Origin of the sequence: Catellatospora sp. NPDC049111 (assembly GCF_040648615.1) — a bacterium.
Lineage (GTDB): Bacteria > Actinomycetota > Actinomycetes > Mycobacteriales > Micromonosporaceae > Catellatospora > Catellatospora aurea.
Genome location: NZ_JBEZEB010000002.1, coordinates 62,324 through 81,509, shown reverse-complemented (window position 1 = coordinate 81,509; position 19,186 = coordinate 62,324). Strand labels below are relative to the sequence as shown.

Sequence of the window (19,186 nt, the reverse complement as noted above, 5' to 3'; positions counted from 1 at the left end):
CGGCGGCATGACCAGGGCTCATGATTCGCTCGCAGAACTCACTCATGCCGGCTCCCTCAGCAGGGTGTTCATCGTGGAGGCGAATTCGCGCCACACGTCGCCGCCCTGTTTGAGCTGGGTGCGGCCGGCCGGGTTGAGCGCGTAGTACTTGCGGTGCGGGCCCTCCTCCGAGGGCACCACGTACGTGGTGAGGTAGCCGGCCGCGAACAGCCGACGCAGGGTGCCGTAGACCGAGGCGTCACCGATCTCGGTCAGCCCGGCAGTCCGCAGGCGGCGGAGGATGTCGTATCCGTAGCCGTCGTCGTCGCGCAGCACGGCGAGCACGGCCAGGTCGAGGACCCCCTTGAGCAGTTGGGTGGTATCCACGCTCAGCAGAGTAGTTCGCTATGCATAGTACCGCAAGCAGCGGACTACCTTGCGGCGCGTAATCTGCTGCTCAGCCGCTGATGGAGGCGGCGATGCCGTCGAGGATGTCGTGTTCGGAGACGACGATCTCGGCGAAGCCGGTCTGGCGCATGATCTCCCGCAGGATCAGCCCGCCCGCGATGATCACGTCTACCCGGCCCGGGTGCATCACCGGGATCGCCGCCCGCGTGTCGTGGTCCATCGCGGACAACTCCGCGGCCAGCCGCTCGATCGTGGCGGCGGGCAGCACCGAGTGGTGGATCCGGGCGGGGTCGTATCGGTCCAGGCCCAGCGCGATGCCGGCCAGCGTGGTGACCGTGCCCGCCACTCCGACCAGCGTGGCCGGCCCGGTGCCGACGTGGGCCAGCGCCTGCGCCACCGCGGCGTCGATGTCGGCGGTGGCCGCGTCGAGCTGCGCGGCAGTGGGCGGGTCGGTGGGCAGGTGGCGTTCGGTCATGCGTACGCAGCCGATGTCCATGCTGATCGAGCTGTCCACGGCGCGGTGCCCCCGGACGAACTCGGTCGACCCGCCGCCGATGTCCACCACCAGGTAGGGGCCGCTGCCGTCCAGCCCGGTCACCGCTCCTCCGAAGGACAGCGCGGCCTCTTCGGTGCCGGTGATGACCTCGGCGGACTGCCCGAGGGTGGCGCGGACCATGTCGTGGAAGTCCACCGCGTTCGCCGCGTCGCGGGTGGCGCTGGTGGCGACCATGCGGATGCGGCTCACCCCGTGCGACTCGATGAGCCCGCGATACTCCGTCAGCGCGACGCGGGTGCGCTCGATCGCGGCCGGGTCGAGGCGGCCGGTGCGGTCCACGCCCGCGCCCAGGCGCACGATGCGCATCAGGCGCTCGACGTCGTGGCCGTTCTCGGTGATCAGCAGGCGGATCGAGTTGGTGCCACAGTCGATCGCGGCGACGGCATCTCCCACGTCACCACCCTACAGGCGTTAAGAAGGTGCCCTTCCGCTACGCACAGCGATAAGCCGAGCTGCTGCTCGTCTCGCTGACGCGAGCCGATGATGCCCTTGCTTCACAGGTGGAGGAGCATGCGGGTGTTGCCGAGGGTGTTGGGTTTGACGCGTTCCAGGCCTAGGAATTCGGCCACGCCTTCGTCGTAGGAGCGGAGGAGCTGCTCGTAGACGGGTGGGGGGACGGGGGCGCCGTCGATTTCGGTGAAGCCGAAGGAGGCGAAGAAGCGGGTCTCGAAGGTCAGCACGAAGACGCGGCGTACGCCGAGCTCGCGGGCATCGTCGAGGAGGGCTTCGACGATCTGGTGGCCGACGCGGCGGCCCCGCCAGGTCGCGTCCACGGCGACGGTGCGGATCTCGGCCAGGTCCTCCCAGAGCACGTGCAGCGCGCCGCAGCCGACGACCGCGCCGTCGTCGTCGACGGCCACCCGGAACTCCGGCACGTCCTCGTATATCGCGACGGTGGCCTTGCTCAGCAGGCGGCGCTCACCGCTGTACGTGTCGATCAGGCGGCGGATGCCGCGCACGTCGGCGGTGCGGGCCTTGCGGACGGTCAACTCACTCAACGCAGGGACCCGCCGTCCACCAGGGCTCGACCAGGTCGATCACCTCGTCGCCGAACGGGTTCACGCCCGGACCGGCGGCCAGCGCGTGGCCCAGGTGCACGTGCAGGCACTTGACCCGGTCGGGCATGCCGCCCGCGGAGACGTTCTCGATCTCCGGCACGTTCCCGATCGCCTCGCGGCGGGTCAGGTAGTCCTCGTGCGCCTTCAGATACGCGGCGCGCAGCTCCGGGTCGGTGCGCAGCTGCTCGTTCATCTCCTTCATCAGCCCGGCCGACTCCAGCCGGCTGCACTCCGCGGTCGCCCGCGGGCAGGTCAGGTAGAACAGCGTCGGGAAAGGAGTGCCGTCGGGCAGCCGGGGCACCGTCTCCACCACGTCGGGTTTGCCGCACGGGCAGCGGTGCGCCACCGCCCGGGTGCCGCGCGTGGGGCGGCCGAGCTGGGCGCGGACCGCGGCGAGATCGGACTCGGTCGCCTCCTGCCGCGTCGGCGCCGGCACGAGGTCGCGATCCATGGGTGCTCCTAGTTCTTCTGCTCCGGCTCCGGGTCCAGGCGGGTCCAGAGCTTGCCGTACCAGCTGTCGGGCTCGGCGGGCGGCGGCGGTTTCGGGGTCTGGTCCTGGTCGGTCTTGCCGTCCGGGTCCCAGATCGGGATCAGCGGGGTCTGCCCCGGGGAGACCCAGAAGAAGCGGCGGCGGACCTGAGCCTTGATGTACTCGTCGTCCTTCCACTTCTCGGCCTGCCGCTCCAGCCCCGCGATGCGCTCCTGCTGCTCCAGCTGCGACTGCCGCATCGCCTCGATCTCGGCGAGCTGGGTGAGGTAGACGCGCACCGGGTAGGCGTAGCCCAGCGCCAGTGCCGCGAGGATCACCAGCAGCGCGGTGGCCCGGCCGGTGAGGCCGTGCGGGTTCGGGGCACTGGTGCGCTTGGCCGCTCCGGCGGCGGCGGCGCGGCGGGCGGCGGCGGGACGGCTCTGTGAACGCTCGCCCTCACGGGTGCGGACGGAGGCGGTGCCGCGGGCGCTGCCGCGGGCGCCGCCCTGGGGGCGGCGCACCGGCCCCTGCCCTCCAGGCTGTCGCCGCTGCATCACCCCTCCCCCCCCTGCGCGATGATCGAAGCTCCTTCCACGTCCGGCGTGGGCATGAAAGGAGCTTCGATCACATGCTAGGCCCTGTGCCGCAACAGCGTCACGGACCCGCGCGGTTGCTTAAGTTTGCTTACTTTCCGGCGGTGTGACGCGGCAGCGTCACTTTCCCGCGGTGTACCGCGGGAACGCCGCAGCGCCGGCGTAGCGGGCCGCGTCGGCCAGCTCCTCCTCGATGCGCAGCAGCTGGTTGTACTTGGCGACGCGGTCCGAGCGGGCCGGGGCGCCGGTCTTGATCTGGCCGCAGCCCATCGCGACGGCGAGGTCGGCGATGGTGGTGTCCTCGGTCTCGCCCGAGCGGTGGCTCATCATGGTGCGGAAACCGTTGCGGTGGGCCAGCTCGACGGCGTCGAACGTCTCGGTCAGCGAGCCGATCTGGTTCACCTTGACCAGCACCGCGTTGGCCGCGCTCTCGGCGATGCCGCGGGCGATGCGGGTCGGGTTGGTGACGAACAGGTCGTCACCGACGATCTGGATCTTGCCGCCGAGCTGGGCGGTCATCGCGCTCCAGCCGGCCCAGTCGTCCTCGGCCAGCGGGTCCTCGATCGACACGATCGGGTACGACTCGGCCAGCTTGGCGTAGTAAGCGATCATCTCCTCGCGCGACTTCGCGACACCCTCGAAGGTGTACACGTCGTTGTCGAAGAACTCGGTCGCGGCCACGTCCAGCGCCAGCACGATGTCGCTGCCCAGGGTGTAGCCGGCGGCCTGCACGGCCTCCGCGATCAGGTCCAGCGCCGCGGCGTTGGTCGGCAGGTTCGGCGCGAAGCCGCCCTCGTCGCCCAGGCCGGTGGACAGGCCCTTCTTCTTCAGCACGCTCTTGAGCGCGTGGTACACCTCGGCCCCGGAACGCAGCGCCTCGCGGAAGTTCGGCGCGCCGATCGGCGCGATCATGAACTCCTGGATGTCCACGTTGGAGTCGGCGTGCGCGCCACCGTTCATGATGTTCATCATCGGCACCGGCAGCAGGTGCGCGTTCGGGCCGCCCAGGTAGCGGAACAGGCTCAGCTCCGCGCTCTTCGCGGCGGCCTTCGCGATCGCGAGCGAGACGCCCAGGATCGCGTTCGCGCCCAGCACGGACTTGTCCGGGGTGCCGTCCAGCTCCAGCATCTTGGCGTCGATGAGGCGCTGCTCGCTGGCCTCGTACCCGATCAGCTGGTCGATGATCTGGTCTTCGATGTTGGCGACGGCCTTCTCGACGCCCTTGCCCAGGTAGCGGCTCTTGTCGCCGTCACGCAGCTCCAGCGCCTCGTAGGCGCCGGTGGAGGCGCCGGAGGGCACCGCGGCGCGGGCGATGGTGCCGTCGTCGAGACCGACCTCGACCTCGACGGTCGGATTGCCGCGGGAGTCGAGGATCTCCCGGGCTACGAAGCCTTCAATGGTGGCCACGTGTGCTCCCTCGTTCATGTGCGCTCACTGGCGTGGTCGTCGGCAATGACATCCCCTGGCCGGAGCGGCCGGTGCGTACCCTGGCAGCCTATCGAGCCGTCACGGCGCCGGGCTCTTCGGCCGGTGGTCCACCACCCGCGCTCCCTCGGGCAGCGCGAAGACCTCCGCCGGGGGCGACGTGGAGACCCGGGTCAGCGCCTGGTCGATCACCACCCCGCCGACCACGCCCGCGAAGCTGGCCAGCACCCCGGCGGCGGTCACGCAGACGGTGAACCCGCCCGCCTCGGCGTCGGTCAGCCCGGACACCTCCAGGCAGGTCGCCTGCTGGCCGGCCAGGGTGACGTCGTGCGCCTCCACGTCGGCCTGGGACTGCAGCTGTGCGGCCTGCAGCAGGTCGGCGACGATCGGCGCGGTGACCAGCCCGTGCCGGGTCACCTCGCTGTAGCCGGTGAGCGCGGCCGGGCCCGGCGCGGGCAGCGCGCGGATCTGGCAGCGCGCCGGGCGCACCGCGGTCACGCAGGACGTCTGCCCGTTCGGGTCGACCAGCAGGCGGCCGCCCGGGTAGGCGTACACCTCCCGCGCGGGCTTGGTCTGCTGCGAGATCTCGCCACGCACGCCGCCGGCCAGCAGATACTCCGCGTGGTACGGGCGCTGCGAGGCGCGCTGCAGCTGCGCCGCCAGGTCACCGAGCAGCCGGGCGCGGTCGGGCGCGACGCCGTCGTCGGTGATGGCCTGGCAGCCGGTGAGCGCGAGCAGCGCCCCCAGCAGGGGCGCGATGGCCGCACGCCGAAATACGGAGAGTCGCGGGGCACGCGGCATGCCGACCGTATTTCGCATGGGCGACAGCCTCCCCCATCGCCCCGCCGCCGCGCAAACCCTCACAGACCGAGAAGAGTGCGCAGGTGGCGGGGGGCGGGCGAGCCGTACGACAGCATGCGGTCGTGCCATTCACGCGCCGTGACACCGGCCGGTCGCAGCCTCGCGATCTCGGCGACCTCCGCCCAGCCCACGAAGTACGTCGACAGCTGCGTCGAGGACAGCAGCGAACGCCGCCACTTGCCGGCCGCCTCGCCCTCCTCCTGGAAGCCGCGGTCCAGCATGAGCGCCATGCCGTCGGCCTCACTGAGGTCCTCGCAGTGCACGAGCTGGTCGAGGATGGCGTTGATGCTCGACCGCAGCTGCATCTTCAGCTGGGTGGCGCGCACCGGCAGGCCGCCGAAGCCGCGTTCGACCATCGCCTGCTCCGCGTAGACGGCCCAGCCCTCGATGAACGTGCCGGAGCGGCCCAGCGCCCGCACCCGGGTGCTGCCCCGGTAGCGGCGGGCGTGCGCCAGCTGCAGGAAGTGCCCCGGCATGGCCTCGTGCACGGTCAGGTTGCGGATGGCGTGGTCGTTGTACTCGCGGTAGAACGACTCGACCCGCTGCGCGGGCCAGCCCGCCGGGGTCGGCGCGATGCAGTAGAACGTGGGCACCACCGCCGTCTCCAGCGCGCCCGGCGGGTCGCAGTAGGCCACCGCCACGCCCCGGGAGAACTCGGGCATCTCCTCGATGACCAGTGGGTCGTCGATGAGGCTGATGAGGTCGTGCTCGCGTACGAACGCGGTGGTCTCCTCGACCGCGTGGTAGGCCAGCCCGACGATCGAGTCGTTGTCCGGGTGCTCGGCGGCGATCAGGTCCAGGGCCCGGCGCACCGTCTCGTCGTCGGCCTTGCCGCCGACCAGCTCGACGGCGACCTCACGCAGCTCGGCGGTGACCCGCTCGACGTTGTCCTGCGCCCGCTTGAGCACCTCCGCAGCGCCCAGCTCGGTGTCCAGGGTGTGCCACAGCTTGGCCTCCCAGAGCCGGCGCCCCAGCCGCGGGTCCCGTCCCTCGCCGCGCTCGGCCTGCGTCGCGCACCAGGCGGCGAAGTCGTCCAGTGCCAGCACCGCCTCCGCCGCGACGAGCTGCATCTGCTCGGCCAGTCCCGGCTCCTGCAGCAGCAGCCGCGGCAGCTCCTCGCGCACCAACGCGGCGGTGCCGGCGAACTGCCCCGCCGCCGTCTCCAGGTGGATGCGGGGCGCGTCGCGCAGCACCGTACGCGCCGTGGCCAGCGCGTCAGGCACCTGGAGCAGCCGGCCCGCGAGCGCGTGCAGGCGCTGCTCCACCGGTGCGAACGGGCGGGCCATCAGCGCGTGCAGCAGCGCGCCCGGGTTGTGCCGCAGCGGGTTCCACTGGTGCGAGCGCACCTCGGTCAGCTCGAACAGCTGCCGGTCCACCAGCGAGCTGAGGATGGCGTGGTCGACCCGCTCCTCGTCGTCGAGTGAGTCCGCGTCCACCTGCGACAGCGCGTCGGCCGCGTCACGCAGCATGCCGATGTCTGCGGTGGTGCCGTCGGGCGACAGGTCCGGCAGGCGGTCGTCGAAGCGGTGGTCACCGGCCGCGGCGGCCAGCTCGGGCGACGACTCCAGCAGGGCGTCGGCGATGTGCTCCGCCAGCGGTGCGAACTCCAGCGTCATCGCCTCAACGTACCCGCCGCCCCCGCGACCGCTCGACTTGCCAGGCACCCGTGCGTATCTTGACCGCCCATTCGCCCACTTGCCGGGCAAGTCGGACGATCAAGAACGGTTCGCGACCGAGTCGGCGTAGTGGTGCAGTTCCTCGCGCAGGGCGGCTTCGGCGTCGGCGTCCTCGCCGGCGGCGGCGACCAGGGCCAGCAGGCGGCCGCCGAGGGTGTCGGACGGCGCGGGTTCGGGCAGGCCGTGGCGGCGGGCCCGGGAGAGCAGCTTGGCGGCCAGCGTCAGCGAGGGCAGTGACCAGGTCACCCCGTCCAGCGGGGCACGCTCGCCGCCCTTCTCCTCGGCCTTGACGCGCTCCCAGGTGGCGATGATCTCCTCGATGTCCTCGGCCGGGGTGTCCGCGAACACGTGCGGGTTGCGGCGGATCATCTTGGCCACGAAGTCACCGGCCACGTCGTCGACGTTCCAGCGCTCGTCCTCGGGCAGCTCCTGGGCGAGCTGGGCGTGGAACAGCACCTGCAGCAGCACGTCGCCCATCTCGTCGCGCACGGCCGCGTGGTCCCCGGCGACGATCGCGTCGTAGGCCTCGTACGCCTCTTCCAGCAGGTATTTCGCCAGGGTGCGGTGGGTCTGCTCGCGCCGCCACGGGTCGCTGCTCTGCAGCCGGTCGGTGACGGCCACCGCGTCGAGCAGGCGCGCGCCGGGCGGGTCCCAGGAGCCGTACATCAGCTCCAGCTCGGCGAGGCCGGGTTCGCGGGCCAGCCGCAGGCCGAGTTCGCGGGCGAGGAACTCGTCGCCGCCCGGCCCGGCCAGCCACACGGCCACCGGCTGCGCCGCGTCGAGCAACGTCGCCGCGCTCGCGTCCGGCACCACGCTCACCGCCGCACCCGCGGCGCGCAGGGCGGCGGTGTGCTCGTTCTCCGCACCGGTCAGCACCGGAAACGCCCGCACCACGTCCCACGCGGCCGCGGTGAGCAACCCCGCGGGCATCCGCGGGGACGTGACGAGCAGGATGATCCGGCGGTCCGCCGTCACTGCTGGGGCTGGGGCTGGGGCTCGGCCGCCGTGTCCGCCGGGATCACGCCGTCCTTGACCGCGTCGGCCGGCTGGCCGAGGCCGAGGCTGAGCGCCGGGCCCTGGTTGAAGCTGAGCACGGCGAAGTTCATCGGGCGGTAGCGCGGGTTGACCGAGACGTTCATGGCGTCCGCGGTGTCCTTCAGCACGTTGCGCTTGGCCAGCGCGTCACCCAGCTCACCGCTCTGGGCCAGCTGCGGGGCGACCTTGTCGAAGCTGTTCGCCGGGTCGGTGGCGTTGATCGCGCCCACCGCCACGCCGTTGTCGTAGACCTCGCGCAGCTCCGCGGGGGTCGGCTGGACGCCCTTGACCGGCAGGTTCTCGCGGCAGTTCTGCAGGCTCTGCTGCACACCGGCCAGCGCGGGCTGCCCCGGCTGGGTCTGCACGGGCGGCAGGGTCGCCTTCAGATCGGCGGCGGCGCGCTTGCAGACCTCGTCGAGCACCAGCATCTGCACGACCTGGTAACGGTCGGGCACGGCCTGCGGATCGATGTTCGGGATCTTCTTGACCTCGTCGATCAGCTGCGTCACCTGCTCCTCGGTGAACGTGGTGTTCCCCACGTACGCGGCGACGTTCGGATTCGACCGGCAGGCGGTCAGGGCCAGCAGGGCGACGGCGATGCCGGCCGCGGCGGTCAGACGGCGCACGGAATCCTCCAGTGACAGGCGCTTACGCCGCCACTCTCTCACGAACGGCGACTCCGGGAGATCTCAGGGTGGATTCAGGTGTTCGGAGGGCGCGTAGACCCCCTCCGACACGGCAGAATTCCGGCCGTGACGACGCAGACGCTTCCTCGTACCACCTCGGGCTGGGTGGGCCTGGCCCGCAGCGGGCCCGACGCAGGCCAGGGCCCCGCGGTGGTCGCCGCCGTCTACCGGCTCTGGCTGGTCGCCTTCGCGCTGAAGATGCTGGGCTCGACCTGGGACATGTCGTGGCACTTCAAGTGGCTGCGCGACGACGCGGCCCCGCCGCACCTGCTGAACACGGCGGGCACGGTCGTCGTGGTGGCCCTGGTGCTGTTCCAGGCATACCACAACGTGGGCGTCGACAAGATCGCGAAGCGTCTGATGGTCGGCGGCACGGCGACGTTCCTGATCGCCATCCCCATCGACATCCTGAACCACCGGATCAACGGCCTGGACATCACCGCCTGGAGCCCCAGCCACGCCTTGCTGTACATCGGCACCGCGTTCATGCTGCTCGGCGTCGCCCGCGGCTACTGGATCTCCACCCCGCCGAGCCGCACCCGCACCGTGATCAGCGCCTTCATCTGGGGCTTCTTCCTGGAGAACGTTCTGTTCCCCAGCCAGCACCAGGAGTACGGCGTGCTCTCCCTGGAGAGCTGGAAGGCGGGCGCGCCCACCGCCGAGCCGATCCTGCTGCAGTTCGCCGCCGACCAGATCGGCCGCCCGGTCGACGAGATCGCGGTCACGGGCTTCGCGCTCCCGGTCGACTCCTGGGTCTACCCGGTCTGGATCACCGGCGCGGCCATGCTGACGCTGGTCGCCGCCCGCGCGCTCGTCGGCGCGCGTTTCACCGCCACCGCGATCGCCGGCTCGTACGTGGCATACCGCCTGGTCGTCTGGGGGCTGCTAGCCGGCACGGGCTTCCCGAAGTCCATCCCGCCGCTGCTGCTGCTCGCCGGCGCGATCGCTATCGACATCGTCTTCCTGGCCTTCTCCGCCTCACGGGGGAGGAAGCAGCTGATCCCGCAGCAGGCCGGGCCGGAGCGCGTCGCCGTCGCGAAGGGCTCGTCCGGGCTCGGCCTCGCCCTGATCGCCGCGGTCTTCGGCGCGGCCGTCACCACCGCGGCCACCGCGGGCGCGACCTGGCTGCAGGACTTCTTCATCGGCGCCCCGCCGATCGACTACCCCGCCTTCGGCTACGGCTTCGCCGTCCTCGCGCTCGGCTGGGCCGCCATCGCCGTCGTCACGAACCGCCGGCGGGCCTGACCCGCCCATCGCACACCCGAAGGGGTGGCCCGGACATTGTCCGGGCCACCCCTTCGGCGTCCCGGGCCCGCGCTGCGGTGCTTGATCGCTCGACTTGCCTGGCACCTGGGCGAAAGCGTGCTCAAGATACGCACATCTGCCCGGCAAGTCGGACGATCAAGGGGGTCAGGCGAGCCAGTCGTGTTCCATGCGAACGCGGGCTTCGAGTTCGAGGAGGTGGCGTTTGGCGGGCAGGCCGCCGCCGAAGCCGACGAGCTTGCCGCCCGCGCCGACCACCCGGTGGCACGGGACCACCACGGCGACCGGGTTGCGGTTGCAGGCCACGCCGACCGCGCGGGCCGCGTCGGGCTCGCCGACCGCCCGCGCCACCTGGCCGTACGTGTGCGTCTCCCCGTACGGAATGCGGGACAGCTCGGCCCAGACCGCCCGTTCGAAGTCACTGCCCCGGCGCACCGACACGGGCAGGGTGAACTCCACCAGCTCTCCCGCGAAGTAAGCGCGCAACTGCTCGGCGATGTCGTCGAGCAGCGGGTCCACCTCCTGCGCTACCTCCAGCGCGCCGAACTGCACCGAGCACAGCCCGATGTCATCGATCGCGCAGCTCAGCGGCCCGATGGGCGTGTCCACGACGGTCCAGCGGCGGCTCACGGCGTCTCCTCGCTTCGCTCGTCGACACCGTGCGTGCTGGGCTCCGTGATTCGCTCGCTGCGCTCGCTCATGAGCCGAGCACGTCCTTCAGGAGCTGGGCGCACCAGTCCAGCAGCGCCTGGTCGCGCAGCGGCTCGCCGCCAACCCGGCGGTTCATCGGCGTGGGCACGCTGACCTGTGAATTCGCCGTCTTGTAGACCGAGTCGGGGTGGTAGCGCTTGAGCCGCAGCTGCTTGGAGTCGGCCAGTTCCAGCGGGCCGAACCGCACGTGCTTGCCCTGCAGGGAGATCTCCGTCAGGCCGTACGCCCGCGCGGTCATCCGCAGTTTGGCGACCGCGACCAGGTTGGCGACCGGGGCGGGGGGCTCGCCGTAACGGTCGGTCAACTCGGCGACGACCTCCTGCAGCGCCGCCTCGTCGCGGGCCGAGGCGAGCTTGCGGTAGATCTCCAGGCGCAGCCGCTCGGAGTCGATGTAGTCGTGCGGCAGGTGCGCGTCGATCGGCAGGTCGATCTTGACCTCGGCGGCCTCCTCCTGCGCCGCGCCGCCGCCCTTGAACTGCTGCACCGCCTCGCCGACCATACGCACGTACAGGTCGAAGCCGACGCCCTCGATGTGCCCGGACTGCTCGCCGCCGAGCAGGTTGCCCGCGCCGCGGATCTCCAGGTCCTTCATCGCCACGTACATGCCCGCGCCCAGCTCGGTGTGCTGGGCGATGGTGGCCAGCCGCTCGTGGGCCTGCTCGGTGAGCGGCTTCTCCGGCGGGTAGAGGAAGTACGCGTACGCGCGCTCGCGGCCCCGCCCGACCCGGCCCCGGATCTGGTGCAGCTGGGCCAGGCCGAGCAGGTCGGCCCGCTCCAGGATGAGCGTGTTCGCGTTCGGGATGTCGATGCCGGACTCGATGATGGTGGTCGCGACCAGGACGTCGTACTCCTTCTCCCAGAAGCCGACCATCACCTTCTCCAGGGCCTCCTCGCCCATCTGCCCGTGCGCGGCGACGACCCGCGCCTCGGGCACCAGCTCCCGGAGGCGGCGCACCGCCTTGTCGATGGTCTCGACCCGGTTGTGCAGGTAGAACACCTGGCCGTCGCGCAGCAGCTCACGGTGGATCGCGGCGGCGACCTGCTTGTCGTCGTAGGCCCCGACGTAGGTGAGCACCGGGTGGCGCTCCTCCGGCGGCGTGGTGATCTGGGACATCTCCCGGATGCCGGTGATCGACATCTCCAGGGTGCGCGGGATCGGCGTCGCGGACATGGTCAGCATGTCGACGTTGGTGCGCATCTCCTTGAGGCGCTCCTTGTGCTCGACGCCGAAGCGCTGCTCCTCGTCGACGATGACCAGGCCGAGCCGGTTGAACCGGGTGCTCTTCTGGATCAGCCGATGGGTGCCGATGATGATGTCGGCGCGGCCCTCGGCAGCCATGTTCAGCGTCTCCTCGGCCTCCTTCGGGGTCGCGAAGCGCGACAGCTGCCGCAGCACCACCGGGAACTGCGCCATCCGGTCGGAGAACGTGTTGTAGTGCTGCTGCGCCAGCAGCGTCGTCGGCACCAGCACGGCGACCTGCTTGCCGTCCTGCACCGCCTTGAACGCCGCCCGCACCGCGATCTCGGTCTTGCCGTAGCCGACGTCGCCGCAGATCAGCCGGTCCATCGGGGCCGACTTCTCCATGTCGGCCTTGACCTCCTCGATGGCCGAGAGCTGGTCGGGCGTCTCCTGGTAGGGGAACGCGTCCTCCAGTTCGCGCTGCCAGGGGGTGTCCGGCCCGAAGGCGTGGCCGGGGGCGGCCTGCCGGGCGGCGTAGAGCTGGATGAGCTGCGCGGCGATCTCGCGGACCGCCTTGCGGGCGCGCGCCTTGGCCTTCTGCCAGTCCGCGCCGCCCATCTTGTGCAGCGTGGGCTGCTCCCCGCCGACGTAGCGGGAGAGCTGGTCGAGGGCGTCGGTGGGCACGAACAGGCGGTCGCCGGGCTGGTTGCGCTTGCTGGCGGCGTACTCGATGACCAGGTACTCCCGGTCCGCACCGTTGACCTTGCGCTGGACCAGCTCGACGTACTTGCCGATGCCGTGCTGCTCGTGCACCACGAAGTCGCCCGCGCGCAGCTCCAGCGGGTCGATGGTGTTGCGCCGCCGGGACGGCATGCGCCCCAGCTCACGGGTGCCCGTGCCGCGCCCGCCGGAGATCTCCGCCCCGGTCAGCACGGCGAGCTTCGCGGCCTCGTCGACCAGGCCGAGCCGCAGCCGTCCGCAGCTCACCACGACCTGACCCGGGTCCGGCAGGTCGGCGATCTGCTCGACCAGCACCGCGCCGACGCCCGCGTCGCGCAGCACCTCGACCGAACGCTGCGCCGGCCCGTGGCCCTCGAAGACCAGCGCCACCCGCCAGCCGTCGGCCAGCCAGCCCTTCACGTCGGCGATCACCTTCGCGGTGTCGCCGTGGTACACCGTCGGCTGGGTCGCCGACCAGGTCAGCACGGCTCCGGTGTCCGGCGCGACCTCGACCTCGGGGGTGTCCAACCACGGCTCGTCGGCGGCCTTCTCGGTGGCCACCAGGCCGAACGGGGACGTCGTCCACCAGGGCAGATCCAGAGCGGCGGCGTGTCCGCGTACCTCGGCGAGGGTCTTGAAGGCGGCGGCGCCCAGGTCGATCGGGGCCTTGCCGCCGACGGCGGCCGCGGCCCAGCTCGCCTCCAGGAACTCCTCGGAGGTGCGGACCAGGTCGTGGGCCCGGGTGCGGATGCGCTCCGGGTCGGCCAGCAGCACCAGGGTGTCGCCGGGCACGCAGTCCAGCAGCAGCTGCATCGAGTCGCGGCCGTGGTGCAGCGCCGGGGACAGCGACTCCATGCCCTCGACCGGGATGCCCTCGGCCAGCTTGGTCAGCATCTCTTCCAGCGCCGGATGGTCGGCGGCGAGCTGTGCGGCGCGCTCGCGCACGTCCGGGGTGAGCAGCAGCTCCCGGCACGGCGGGGCCCACAGCCGGTCGACCTTGGCGATGGTGCGCTGGTCGGCGACGGCGAAGGTGCGGATGTCCTCCACCTCGTCGCCCCAGAACTCGACCCGGGACGGGTGCTCGTCGGTGGGCGGGAAGATGTCGAGGATGCCGCCGCGCACCGCGAACTCGCCGCGCTTGGTGACGAGATCCACCCGGGCGTACGCGAGATCGTGCAGCGTGTGCGTGAGCTCGTCCAGGGGCGCGACCGTGCCCTGGCCCAGGTCGATCGGTTCCAGGTCGCCGAGCCCCTTGAGCTGGGGTTGCAGCATGCTGCGCACCGGCGCGACGAGCACCCTCAGCGGGCGGCCCTCGGGGTGGGCGAGCTGGCGCAGCACGGCCAGCCGCCGCCCGACGGTGTCCGAGCGCGGCGACAGCCGCTCGTGCGGCAGGGTCTCCCAGGCCGGGTACACCGCCACGGTGGCCGGGTCGAGGAACTCGCCCAGCGCCTCGGCCAGGTCCTCGGCCTCGCGGCTGGTCGCGGTCACCACCAGCACGGGGCGCTGCCTGGCGGCGCTCGCCACCAGGAACGGGCGGGCCGACGCCGGGGCGGTCAGGTCGAGCTGTGGTTCGGTGCGGGCCAGGTCGGTGGCTCGGGCCAGCGCGGGGTCGGCTGTCGCGGCTTGGAGGAGTCCGGTGAGGTTCACGGGTAAGCGCCTTCCCGCCCGGTGCGCACGGGCCATGGGCAAGCCACGGCGAAAGCCCCGCAACCAGGCAGGTACGGGGTTTCGTCGTCGAGCCTACTCCTGCCCGCCGACCGGTTTACGCCCCCGACGCGCGGCGGGGCCCGGCCCGACCCCACCTTGATCGTCGAACTTGCCTGGCATCTGTGCGAATCTTGGGACGGTATTCGCCCAGGTGCCAGGCAAGTCGATCGATCTTGGGCGGCCGCGTGCGACGGGCGGCCGTGCGGGCGTCAGGCGCAGTACTTGTCCAGCTTCTCGCCCGCCGCGGTGACGGCGGCGCCGTCGGTGATCTTGTCGGCGTCGTCCAGCTTCTTGATCTTCTCGACCTCGGCCTTGAGCGCGTCGGCGAAGCCCTTGATGTCGGCCTTGAACTGCGGGTCCTCGGCCTTGGCCGCCTCGGCCTCGATGCCGGCCGCCCAGTTGGTGAAGACGTCCTTCATCACCGCGATCGAGGCCTTCTCGATCGCGGCCCGGGTCTTCTTGTCCTTGAGCGCCACGGCCAGCGCGTCGGTGGTCTCCTTCTCCAGCGTCTTGCCGGAGAGCACCTCCTCCAGCGAGGTGCAGACGGTCTTGGTGTTGGCCGAGTAGTCGGGGGCCGCGGCCTCCGGCTCCGCCTCGGTGCCGCAGGCGGCGGTGGCGAGCAGCACGCCGCCCAGGAAGACGGCCGCGAGCGCACGACGCATGAGGGTTCCTCTTTCTTGCACGGGGATTCGCCCCACGAACCGTCTGCGCAGGTGGCGACCGGTCGGGGCGGTTGACGACGACGATCGTGCGGCATCGCGCTGCCGGACCGCCGCGCACCCGCTGCCGTACGCTGCGGAAACACTGCCGCACACTCCCCGACCTGCGAAAACGTCCTCCCGAACGGTTATGTAGATGGCGTCTACGTAGATCGCATCTACATAACCTGCTTATGGATGTTTCCGGCTTGCACCGGTTTCGGCACGCCCCTATCGTCTGAGCCGATGACTCACGATCTTGCCTATCGACCCGTCGCGCTGGTCACCGGCGTGGGGCGGACCGCCAACATCGGCGCGGCGGTGGCCCGGCGGCTGGCCACCGACGGGTACCGCGTCATGATCACCGGCCACCCGACGTACGACGCCGAGCAGGGGCTGCTCGGCGGCGACCCGGCCGCGCTTGCCGCCGAACTCGGCGCGCACTGGCAACCGTTCGACCTGACCGTCCCGGGCGGGCCGGAGGCGCTGGTCGCGGCGGCCGTCGAGCGGTTCGGCGGGCTCGACACCCTGGTGTCCTGCCACACGTACTCGACATCCACGCCCCTGGGCGAGCTGGCGGCCGACGAGATCGACCGGCACCTGACCGTCAACGTGCGGGCCAACATGCTCCTGGTCCAGGCGTACGCCGCCGCGCATGACGACACCCGGCCGGGCCGGGTCGTGCTGTTCACCTCCGGGCAGCGGCTCGGCCCGATGACCGGCGAGCTGGCATACGCCGCGAGCAAGGCCGCGATCGAGTATCTGACCCGGGACTTCTCGGTCCTGCTGGCTGGACGCGGCATCACCGTGAACGCGGTCAACCCCGGCCCGAACGACACCGGCTGGGCCGATCCGGAGACCCACGTCTGGGTCCGTGAGCGCTTCCCGGCCAAGCGCTGGGGCACACCCGCCGACACGGCGAAGCTCGTCGGCTGGCTCTGCTCCCCCGACGCCGAGTGGATCACCGGTCAGATCGTCGACTCCGCCGGCGGCTGGGGAACGCACGTCGCCTGAGCCGCCGCCCCACGACCGGCCGGCGGCCGCAGCTGAACTTCCGGCCCGTGGCCAGGCGCTCGCCGTCCCGGCCACCGGGACACGCCGGGTGCCCTTGATCGTTCGGCTTGCCGGGCACCTGGGCGGATGAGCCGTCAAGATACGCACAGGTGCCGGGCAAGTCGGGTGATCTTGTGGGTGGGGCGGAGATGATCGCGAATGGTGGGATGGCCCGCGTCACAGCGCCGCTTCCGGCACTCGGGCAGTAGCATCCACCGCAGGACAGCGCCGTCCTTCGTACCCACGGAAGGAACAGCGCGGTGAGCGAGCTGACCTATCACCCGGACGTCGACGGCGATCCGGACGGCGCGGACGCGGCGCTGCGGGCCGACATCCGCCGCCTCGGCGGCCTGCTCGGCCAGACCCTGGCCCGCCAGGAGGGCCGCGGCCTGCTCGACCTGGTCGAAGAGGTGCGCGCGCTGGTGCGCAGCGACGCCGACACCGCCGCCGTGAAGCTCGGCGGCCTCGACGTCTCCACGGCGACCCTGCTGGCCCGGGCCTTCTCCACGTACTTCCACCTGGCGAACATCACCGAGCAGGTGCACAGGGCCCGCGAGCTGCGCCGCCGCCGCGCCGTGCACGGCGGCTGGCTCGACTCCACCGCCAAGCTGATCGCCGAGCGCAACGTGCCCGCCAGCGAGATCGCGGCGGCCGCCCGCCGGCTGGCGATCCGGCCGGTGTTCACCGCGCACCCGACCGAGGCGGCCCGCCGCTCGATCCTGACCAAGCTGCGAGGCGTCGCCGACCAGCTCGACGGCGAGTTCGCCGCGGCCGCCCTGTACGGCGAGACCGCGCTCAACGACCGCCGCCTGTCGGAGCTGCTGGACCTCCTGTGGCAGACCGACGAGCTGCGTCTGGACCGGCCGGACCCGACCGACGAGGCCCGCAACGCCGTCTACTACCTGCGCGACCTCTACGACGACGCCGCGCCGCAGGTGCTCGACGACCTCGCCGAGACCCTCAAGCGCCTCGGGGTGGACACCGCCCCGACCACCCGCCCGCTGACGTTCGGCACCTGGATCGGCGGCGACCGCGACGGCAACCCGTACGTCACCCCGGCGGTCACCCGCGACGTGCTGCTGCTGCAGCACGAGCACGGCATCCGCGCGGTCGAGCACGCCCTCGAAGAACTGATCAACGAGGTGTCGGTGTCGCGCCGGCTGCGCGGGGTGTCCCTGGACCTGTCCGCCAGCCTGGCCAAGGACCTGGACGCGCTGGCCGAGGTCGACGAGCGCTTCCGCCGCGTCAACGCCGAGGAGCCGTACCGGCTCAAGGCCCGCTGCATCCGGGCGAAGCTCGCCAACACCCGGACCCGGCTGGCCCGCGGCACCGAGCACGTGCCCGGCCGCGACTACCGGGGCACCCGCGACCTGGTCGCCGACCTGGAGCTGATGCGCGCCTCGCTGGCCCGCAACGCCGGGCAGCTCACCGCGGTGGGCCGGCTCGCCTCGGTGATCCGCACGGTGAGCGCGTTCGGCCTGCACCTGGCGACGATGGACGTGCGCGAGCACGCCGACGCGCACCACGCGGTGCTGGCGCAGCTCTACACGCAGGTCGGCGAGGTCACCAACTACGCCTCGCTGAGCCGCACGGAGCGCATCGCGCTGCTGGCCAAGGAGCTGACCGGGCGGCGGCCGCTGTCGAGCGTGGACAGCCCGCTGACCGACTCGGCCCGCAAGACCTACGACGTGTTCGGCACGATCCGCACCGCGCAGGAGCGCTTCGGTGAGGACGTCGTCGAGTCGTACATCATCTCGATGACGCGAGGGGTGGACGACGTGCTCGCGGCGGCCGTGCTGGCCCGGGAAGCCGGCCTGGTGGACCCGCACGCGCCGCGGGCCTCGATCGGGTTCGTGCCGCTGCTGGAGACGGTCGCCGAGCTGCGGGCCGGTGGCGAGATCCTCGACCAGCTGCTCAGCCTGGCACCGTACCGGGCGCTGGTGCGGGCGCGGGGCGACGTGCAGGAGGTGATGCTGGGCTACTCCGACTCCAACAAGGAGGCCGGCATCACGACCAGCCAGTGGGCCATCCACAAGGCGCAGCGCTCGCTGCGCGACATCGCCGCCAAGCACGGCGTGCGGCTGCGGCTGTTCCACGGCCGGGGCGGCACGGTCGGCCGCGGCGGCGGCCCCACCCACGAGGCGATCCTGGCCCAGCCGTACGGCACGCTCGACGGCGCGATCAAGGTCACCGAGCAGGGTGAGGTCATCTCCGACAAGTACACGCTGCCCGCGCTGGCCCGGGAGAACCTGGAGCTGACCGTGGCCGCGGTGCTGCAGGCGACGCTGCTGCACACCACCCCGCGCCAGCCCGACGAGGCGCTGGCCAAGTGGGACAGCTCGATGACCGTGGTCTCCGACGCGGCCTTCGTGAAGTATCGCGAGCTGGTGGAGAACCCGCAGCTGCCCGAGTACTTCTGGGCGGCGACGCCGACCGAGCTGCTGGGCGCGCTGAACATCGGCTCCCGCCCGGCCAAGCGGCCCGACTCCGGCGCGGGCCTGGGCGGCCTGCGCGCCATTCCGTGGGTGTTCGGCTGGACCCAGTCCCGCCAGATCGTGCCGGGCTGGTTCGGCGTCGGCACCGGCCTGCGCGCCGCCCGCGAGGCTGGTCTGGCCGACGACCTGCGGGAGATGTTCGAGCGCTGGCACTTCTTCGGGACGTTCCTGTCCAACGTGGAGATGATGCTGGCCAAGACCGACCTCACCATCGCCCGCGGCTACGTGCAGACCCTGGTCCCCGGACCGCTGCTGCCCATCTTCGACAGCATCGAGGAGGAGTACGAGCGCAGCGTCGCCGAGGTGCTCGCGATCACCGGCGAGTCGGCGCTGCTGGAGTCGCAGCCGGTGCTGCGGCGTACGCTCGGGGTGCGCGACACCTACCTGGAGCCGCTGCACCACCTTCAGGTGGCGCTGCTGCGCCAGTACCGGGACGCCGGGCTGGCCGGCCGGGCGGTGGCCACCGCACCGGGCAGCCGCCGCGCACCGACCACCGACCCGACCCTGGAGCGGGCACTGCTCACGACCGTGAACGGCATCGCCGCCGGGATGCGCAACACAGGCTGAACGGACTGAATGTTTCGGCGAAGTCACGCCTACCGGACATATCGGC

The 19,186-nt window shown here is 71.7% G+C and carries 16 protein-coding genes; 3 read left to right on the top strand and 13 right to left on the bottom strand.

Going from position 1 to position 19,186, the window contains the following annotated elements; translation table 11 throughout:
* Positions 1-42: 42 nt before the first annotated feature.
* The 10 genes from AB0B66_RS02955 to AB0B66_RS02910 form a co-directional block, all read right to left on the bottom strand.
* On the bottom strand, positions 43-366 hold the full coding sequence (locus AB0B66_RS02955; protein ID WP_155374211.1) for a PadR family transcriptional regulator: 324 nt from the start codon (positions 364-366) through the stop codon (positions 43-45).
* 70 nt (positions 367-436) lie between these two features.
* Complete coding sequence (locus AB0B66_RS02950) at positions 437-1,336, bottom strand: Ppx/GppA phosphatase family protein (RefSeq protein ID WP_360521973.1); 900 nt, start codon at positions 1,334-1,336, stop codon at positions 437-439.
* A 101-nt stretch (positions 1,337-1,437) separates the two neighbouring features.
* Entirely contained in the window at positions 1,438-1,941 is a 504-nt protein-coding gene (locus tag AB0B66_RS02945) for an amino-acid N-acetyltransferase (RefSeq protein ID WP_191840828.1), read from the bottom strand.
* Positions 1,934-2,452 (bottom strand): DUF501 domain-containing protein, encoded by a 519-nt coding sequence (locus AB0B66_RS02940; RefSeq protein WP_360521969.1) that lies wholly within the window; start codon positions 2,450-2,452, stop codon positions 1,934-1,936. The genes AB0B66_RS02945 and AB0B66_RS02940 overlap by 8 nt, the downstream gene beginning before the upstream one ends.
* Before the next feature lie 8 nt (positions 2,453-2,460).
* Positions 2,461-3,024, bottom strand: a complete 564-nt coding sequence (locus AB0B66_RS02935) for a septum formation initiator family protein (RefSeq protein WP_360521966.1) — start codon at positions 3,022-3,024, stop codon at positions 2,461-2,463.
* Positions 3,025-3,183: 159 nt separating this feature from the next.
* Complete coding sequence (eno, locus tag AB0B66_RS02930; protein ID WP_203698117.1) at positions 3,184-4,470, bottom strand: phosphopyruvate hydratase; 1,287 nt, start codon at positions 4,468-4,470, stop codon at positions 3,184-3,186.
* Positions 4,471-4,569: 99 nt separating this feature from the next.
* The gene (locus AB0B66_RS02925) at positions 4,570-5,307 is read right to left on the bottom strand and encodes a hypothetical protein (protein ID WP_360521963.1); all 738 of its coding nucleotides are present in this window, start codon (positions 5,305-5,307) and stop codon (positions 4,570-4,572) included.
* 41 nt (positions 5,308-5,348) lie between these two features.
* Positions 5,349-6,965 carry a DUF885 domain-containing protein gene (locus AB0B66_RS02920; protein WP_360521960.1) on the bottom strand — a complete coding sequence of 539 codons (1,617 nt, stop codon included), beginning with the start codon at positions 6,963-6,965 and terminating at the stop codon, positions 5,349-5,351.
* A 99-nt stretch (positions 6,966-7,064) separates the two neighbouring features.
* Positions 7,065-8,000, bottom strand: a complete 936-nt coding sequence (locus AB0B66_RS02915) for a MazG family protein (RefSeq protein WP_360521958.1) — start codon at positions 7,998-8,000, stop codon at positions 7,065-7,067.
* A complete protein-coding gene (locus tag AB0B66_RS02910) occupies positions 7,997-8,686 on the bottom strand; it encodes a hypothetical protein (protein WP_360521955.1) in 690 nt (229 codons plus the stop codon). The genes AB0B66_RS02915 and AB0B66_RS02910 overlap by 4 nt, the downstream gene beginning before the upstream one ends.
* Positions 8,687-8,812: 126 nt before the next feature.
* Here AB0B66_RS02910 and AB0B66_RS02905 point away from each other — a divergent pair, with 126 nt between their 5' ends.
* Positions 8,813-9,991, top strand: a complete 1,179-nt coding sequence (locus tag AB0B66_RS02905; RefSeq protein ID WP_360521952.1) for a hypothetical protein — start codon at positions 8,813-8,815, stop codon at positions 9,989-9,991.
* A 165-nt stretch (positions 9,992-10,156) separates the two neighbouring features.
* Here the strand turns inward: AB0B66_RS02905 and AB0B66_RS02900 are convergent, their stop codons facing one another.
* The 3 genes from AB0B66_RS02900 to AB0B66_RS02890 all read right to left on the bottom strand — a co-directional run bounded on the left by AB0B66_RS02900 (position 10,157) and on the right by AB0B66_RS02890 (position 14,989).
* Positions 10,157-10,639, bottom strand: a complete 483-nt coding sequence (locus AB0B66_RS02900) for a methylated-DNA--[protein]-cysteine S-methyltransferase (protein WP_360521949.1) — start codon at positions 10,637-10,639, stop codon at positions 10,157-10,159.
* Between the two features lie 67 nt (positions 10,640-10,706).
* Entirely contained in the window at positions 10,707-14,303 is a 3,597-nt protein-coding gene (gene mfd, locus AB0B66_RS02895) for a transcription-repair coupling factor (RefSeq protein WP_360521946.1), read from the bottom strand.
* Between the two features lie 233 nt (positions 14,304-14,536).
* Entirely contained in the window at positions 14,537-14,989 is a 453-nt protein-coding gene (locus tag AB0B66_RS02890; RefSeq protein ID WP_360521943.1) for a hypothetical protein, read from the bottom strand.
* A gap of 282 nt (positions 14,990-15,271) precedes the next feature.
* On the opposite strand from AB0B66_RS02890, the gene AB0B66_RS02885 reads away from it, so the two are divergent.
* Together AB0B66_RS02885 and ppc are read left to right on the top strand one after the other, a co-directional pair.
* On the top strand, positions 15,272-16,039 hold the full coding sequence (locus tag AB0B66_RS02885) for an SDR family oxidoreductase (protein WP_360521940.1): 768 nt from the start codon (positions 15,272-15,274) through the stop codon (positions 16,037-16,039).
* Between the two features lie 299 nt (positions 16,040-16,338).
* A complete protein-coding gene (ppc, locus tag AB0B66_RS02880; protein WP_360521937.1) occupies positions 16,339-19,140 on the top strand; it encodes a phosphoenolpyruvate carboxylase in 2,802 nt (933 codons plus the stop codon).
* The last annotated feature ends 46 nt before the right edge of the window (positions 19,141-19,186 follow it).

Bases quoted from the DNA above. Each gene is read 5' to 3' on its own strand.
- AB0B66_RS02935 (WP_360521966.1), bottom strand. From the start codon at position 3,024: ATGCAGCGGCGACAGCCTGGAGGGCAGGGGCCGGTGCGCCGCCCCCAG.
- AB0B66_RS02885 (WP_360521940.1), top strand. From the start codon at position 15,272: ATGACTCACGATCTTGCCTATCGACCCGTCGCGCTGGTCACCGGCGTG.
- mfd (WP_360521946.1), bottom strand. From the start codon at position 14,303: ATGGCCCGTGCGCACCGGGCGGGAAGGCGCTTACCCGTGAACCTCACC.
- AB0B66_RS02925 (WP_360521963.1), bottom strand. From the start codon at position 5,307: ATGCGAAATACGGTCGGCATGCCGCGTGCCCCGCGACTCTCCGTATTT.
- AB0B66_RS02920 (WP_360521960.1), bottom strand. From the start codon at position 6,965: ATGACGCTGGAGTTCGCACCGCTGGCGGAGCACATCGCCGACGCCCTG.
- AB0B66_RS02890 (WP_360521943.1), bottom strand. From the start codon at position 14,989: ATGCGTCGTGCGCTCGCGGCCGTCTTCCTGGGCGGCGTGCTGCTCGCC.
- AB0B66_RS02940 (WP_360521969.1), bottom strand. From the start codon at position 2,452: ATGGATCGCGACCTCGTGCCGGCGCCGACGCGGCAGGAGGCGACCGAG.